Origin of the sequence: Escherichia sp. MOD1-EC6300, assembly GCF_002965045.1 — a bacterium.
Taxonomy (GTDB): domain Bacteria; phylum Pseudomonadota; class Gammaproteobacteria; order Enterobacterales; family Enterobacteriaceae; genus Escherichia; species Escherichia coli_F.
The window spans coordinates 1-4,594 of sequence record NZ_PTRH01000032.1; the positions used below are offsets into that span (position 1 = coordinate 1).

The 4,594-nt window shown below is 53.6% G+C and carries 4 protein-coding genes; all 4 read right to left on the reverse strand.

The features are described 5' to 3' along the window. The coding region (locus BGE37_RS24425; protein WP_105288535.1) for a tail fiber assembly protein at positions 1-481 on the reverse strand (481 nt) is incomplete at its 3' end. Then, a complete protein-coding gene (locus BGE37_RS24430) occupies positions 481-3,504 on the reverse strand; it encodes a phage tail protein (protein WP_105288534.1) in 3,024 nt (1,007 codons plus the stop codon). The genes BGE37_RS24425 and BGE37_RS24430, both read right to left, overlap by 1 nt. A 64-nt stretch (positions 3,505-3,568) precedes the next feature. Beyond that, the gene (locus BGE37_RS24435) at positions 3,569-4,168 is read right to left on the reverse strand and encodes an Ail/Lom family outer membrane beta-barrel protein (RefSeq protein ID WP_001230388.1); all 600 of its coding nucleotides are present in this window, start codon (positions 4,166-4,168) and stop codon (positions 3,569-3,571) included. A gap of 66 nt (positions 4,169-4,234) precedes the next feature. Next, positions 4,235-4,594: phage tail tip domain-containing protein (locus BGE37_RS24440; RefSeq protein WP_000485120.1), on the reverse strand; the 360-nt coding region annotated here is incomplete at its 5' end.

Consider the following 4,594-nt stretch of genomic DNA (forward strand, 5'->3'; position numbering starts at 1 on the left):
TTTCTTCCTCCGTTGCAATTTCCAGATCTGCAGCATCCTGAAGCGGCGCAATATGCTCACTGGCTACCTGCATCAGGTTGTTTTTTATTTCTTCCGCCTCCCGGATCCGGAACAGTTTTTCTGCTTCCGTATCCTTCACCCAGGCTGTGCCGTTCCACTTCTGATATTCCCCTCCCGGCGATAACCAGGTAACCTTTTCCGGTAACGGACCGAGTTCAGAAATAAATAACGCGTCGCCGGAAGCCACGTCATAAACCGTTTTACCCCGATGATCTTCAACGAGATGCCACGATGCCTCATCACTGTTGAAAACAGCCACGAAGCCTGCCGGAATATCTGGCAGTGCAATATCGGTACTGTTTGCTGGCAGACCTGTATGAGGCGGAATATATGCGTCACCTTCACCAATAAATTCATTAGTTCCGGCCAGCAGATTATAAATTTTTATGGTCCGTGGTTGTTCACTCATTCTGAATGCCATTATGCAAGCCTCACAATATAGTTAAATGCGATGTTTTTGACGGTGTTTTCCGCGTTACCAGCAGCGTTAACGGTGATGGTATGTCCATGTGAACCAATCGCAACGGAGTGCGTATGAGCACCAATACCGACAGTATGTGCGTGTGCACCTGCGCTTGCAGCAGTACCCGATACAGAGTGCGTATGAGCGCCTGCAGAAGAAGTGTTAACACTGTATTTAGAATAATCAGGTGATCCACTTCCCGGAGCACCACTGGAACCACCTGAAACAAATGTCATCGAATGGGTATGTGCACCGGCTGAAGCAGCCGTACCGCTAACACTATGGGTATGCGCACCAGTGTTATTCGTGGATTTAGTGCCGTAATCAAACGACGATGTGGTTTTCGTCCCCAAATCCGTACTGGATACGCTGGCGCTGTGGGTGTGTGATTTAATGCCGTCCTGTTCCTGAGACAATACGGCTCGATCACTGGCGGGCTTGCCCTTAATCGTCCAGCCACGCATATCAGGGATCACGCCTGACGGATAAGCGGCTGCAAGTTTCGGGTAAGCAGATTTGTCAAAAGTCTGCCCCTGCATCAGGGCATAACCAGACGGAACGGTATCTGATGGCCACGGGATTGGTGCACCGACTGGATAAAACTCTGCAGGAGGATGAGCCGAGGTGTAAAGCTGCGCCCACGGCGACCAGTTTGCGTCGGTCGTATCCCGTCGTGAACGAATAAATGCCGGAGCATGAGCACCGCTTGTACCACTCCAGCCGATGAGTAACTCACCTTCGCCAACGGCTGTCATCCCTTTCAGGTGAATGATATTTCCATACGCTGTTGGATATCCGTTGTTATACACCTCGTATAACTCAAGACCTGTTGCCCCCTGCGTATTGTCTGTCAGCGCGGTTACCCGACCTTTTGAAGACAGATTAACTGATGATACTGCTGTTCCACCTGACGGTAACGCCCCGATCTCTGATGCCGTTGGCTTATTTCTGGAGTTATAGTCCCTTCGCCAGCCAGGTGAATAATCTGTTCCGTGATTAATATAGGTAAACTGGGCGTTAGTTGTTCCACCACCAGTGGAGGTGGTCGGTGTGGTAATGCGGATCGTCATCGCTGACTTTATCCCCATTACTTCAATGACAGCTCCGGCGAGATGAATATTACCGCAGCCAGTATCAGTAATGATTTTATTATTGCCATAAGACCAGGAACCCTTGCACATCCAGTATGGATGGTTAAATGCTCCCTGAGAATCCAGCCACTCGATAAACTGTGCAGTCGTCCAGTTTCCTGTTGTTGTGCTTACTGACCCACCGAAGGCACGGCAGGCACCAATATTTTTCGTAAAGGTGTCTTTGCCAGGGATATCCGCACCGTTCTGATCTTTCTGCAGACGTTTCTCAGCATTGTCATTGGCTGCTTTTACTGCCTTTGGCGTTGCCGCCAGCGTTTCAGACGTGCTGTTGGTCGCGCTGCTTAGCTGGATTATCCCTTTCTGTGCTGTCGTTGCATCCTGTGCGGTGTATTTCCCGTTAGCCAGGTCATACGCGGCCTTAACGGCTTTTGGCGTTGCCGCCAGTGACTCGGAAGTGCTGTCGATCGCACTGCTGAGCTGTACTATCCCCTTTTTCGTCGTGCTCGCATCCTCAAGCGCCACGGCGGATGCAATATCCTCTGCCCGTTTTGCTGCTGTCTCGGCGCGCGTTGCCGCGGATTCTGCTGTACTTTTGCTCTGTGCTGCCGCCGTCGCACTACCAGCTGCCTCTGTCGCCTTCGTGGATGCCGTCGTGGCGCTGCCTTTCGCTGCTGATGCCTGTCTGGTCGCCTCATCTTTTGAAGCAGACGCAGATGATGCCGATGACGCCGCCGAACTGGCGGACGATGCGGCAGCCGTTTTTGAGGATTCTGCGCTGGTTTCCGACGCTTTCGCGTTCGTCTCGGATGTCTTCGCTGCGGAAGCAGACCTCGCTGCTGCGCTGGCCTGTTCAGTGGCTTCGCCAGCCTTCGTTGTGGCTGTTGAAGCGGACGATGCGGCGCTTTCTGCCGATTTTCCGGCGGCGCTAGCACTGGCTGAGGCCTGCCCGGCACTTGTTGACGCTGCACTGGCAGACGACGCAGCCGCTGTTTTTAAGCCTGCCGCAGCTGAGGCACTCTGTTCCGCTGCCGTTTCAGAAGACCTGGCGTTTGTCTCAGACGTCTTTGCCGCCTTCGCGGAATTGCCTGCCGCCGTTGCCGAGGAAGCGGCACTACTGGCGCTCGAGGATGCGTTCGTTTCTGATGATTTCGCTGCCTCTTTTGAGGCCGCCGCATCCCGGGCTGAGGTGGCTGCTTCTGACGCCTTCGTGGTCGCGGCGGATGCAGAAGTGGCTGCTGATTGTTGTGACGCTGCCGCATTCGTTTCTGACGTTTTCGCCGCAGCGGCACTGGTAGCTGCCGCGCTTTTTGAGGACTCTGCAGCAGCAGCACTTTTCGATGCTTCACTGGCCTTTGTTGATGCCGTTCCTGCGCTGGAAGATGCTGACTGAGCCGACGACGCGGCCTGTCCGGCTGACGTGCTGGCTGCGCTTGCTGAGCCTGTAGCATCAGTCGCATGGGTTGCCGCCTCACGGGCTGATGTGCCGGCATCGCTGGCTGACTTCTTCGCGGCTGCCGTGTTCTGTGCCACCGCGGACGCGTTACGCGCCACCTCTTCCACCATCAGTTCAAAACGGCGCAGTGCCTCAGGACGGGCATCATCCTCCGTCATGGCACCGAGAAAATCATTCAGCGTACCGGGTCGGGAATCTTCATACACGGTGATGGTCCCGGCATGTGACGGCGGGAATCCCTCCACCAACAGAATAACGCTGTACTGCCCGTACTCAACGTCCATGCTGTAACGCCCGGCTTCATCCGGATTTTCTGAGGCCAGCGTGTTCACCACCACCGTGGTGCTGTTACGTTTTGCTTTCAGCTGGATTGTGCAGTTCTGTACCGGTTTTCCTGTGCCGTCTTTCAGTACACCTGAAATCTTTACTGCCATATTCACCCCACAAAAAAGCCCGCCTGAACCGGCGGGCTGTCATAACACTGTGTTACCTGGCTAATCAGAACTTATAACCGACACCCACGATGAAACCGTCAGTGCGCCAGTCGCCACTGCCGGAGCCTTCATAAGCAATATCAATGGCCACGGATTCGGTCGGGTTAAACTGCACGCCAGCTCCCCACGCCAGAGACGTGTTGCTGTGGCGACCGTCATCACTTCCGGTCAGTACATCGTGCGTTTTCCCCTTGTTGTCAGTTACGCGAAGATAATCCCCGGAGAAAGTCGACACACGGCTGTAAGCCACACCCGCCATCGCATACGCGCTGAACCATTCATTCACGCGCACAGACGGCCCCGCCATCACGCTGAACCAGCGGTTACGCACGGAATCTTCATGCCAGCGGGTATCGCTGTAATGGGTCAGCTGGCGATTCTTGTCTCCTGCATAGCTGAATGACGTCACCATCCCCAGTGTGTCCGTAAACTCATAACGGTATTTCACGTTAATCCCGTTCAGATCATCGCTGCCGGGAACGTTCGTCGAGGCATGAAGATACCCCGCGCTCAGCGTGGACTGATGTTCAGACGCCCATGCAGGCGCACCGGATACGGCCAGACAAATGGCTGCGGACAAAATGGCGGCATAAAGTTTACGCATAATTACCTCTCGCTTTTCTGCAATAAAAAAGGCGTCATTTCTGACGCCCGTTATGGGTTATAAAATTCAGCTGATACTGATACCTGCTGTGGATTTCTTCATCACCACAACCAGCAGATCGCTGATACTGGTTGTTGGTGTCCAGTTATTCGCTCCTGATGAAGATACGGTGAATGTCAGTGTCAGTGTCCCCTGTCCGGCAGGCATATCTATAACTGAGGAAAATACGCCCTGAGCATCCGTCGTGGACTGATTAAAAATCTCCTGACCATTGCGGGTCACTCTTAACCGGCAGGTTGAATACCAGTATGACTGTTGGTTATTACTGTTGAAATTCTCATGCTTACCACCGCGGAATAACACTGGCGGTATCATGACCTGCCGGTCAAATTTCTGATCATCACTGATTCTTACCGTGATGGTGCC

Bases quoted from the DNA above. Each gene is read 5' to 3' on its own strand.
- BGE37_RS24430 (WP_105288534.1), bottom strand. From the start codon at position 3,504: ATGGCAGTAAAGATTTCAGGTGTACTGAAAGACGGCACAGGAAAACCG.
- BGE37_RS24435 (WP_001230388.1), bottom strand. From the start codon at position 4,168: ATGCGTAAACTTTATGCCGCCATTTTGTCCGCAGCCATTTGTCTGGCC.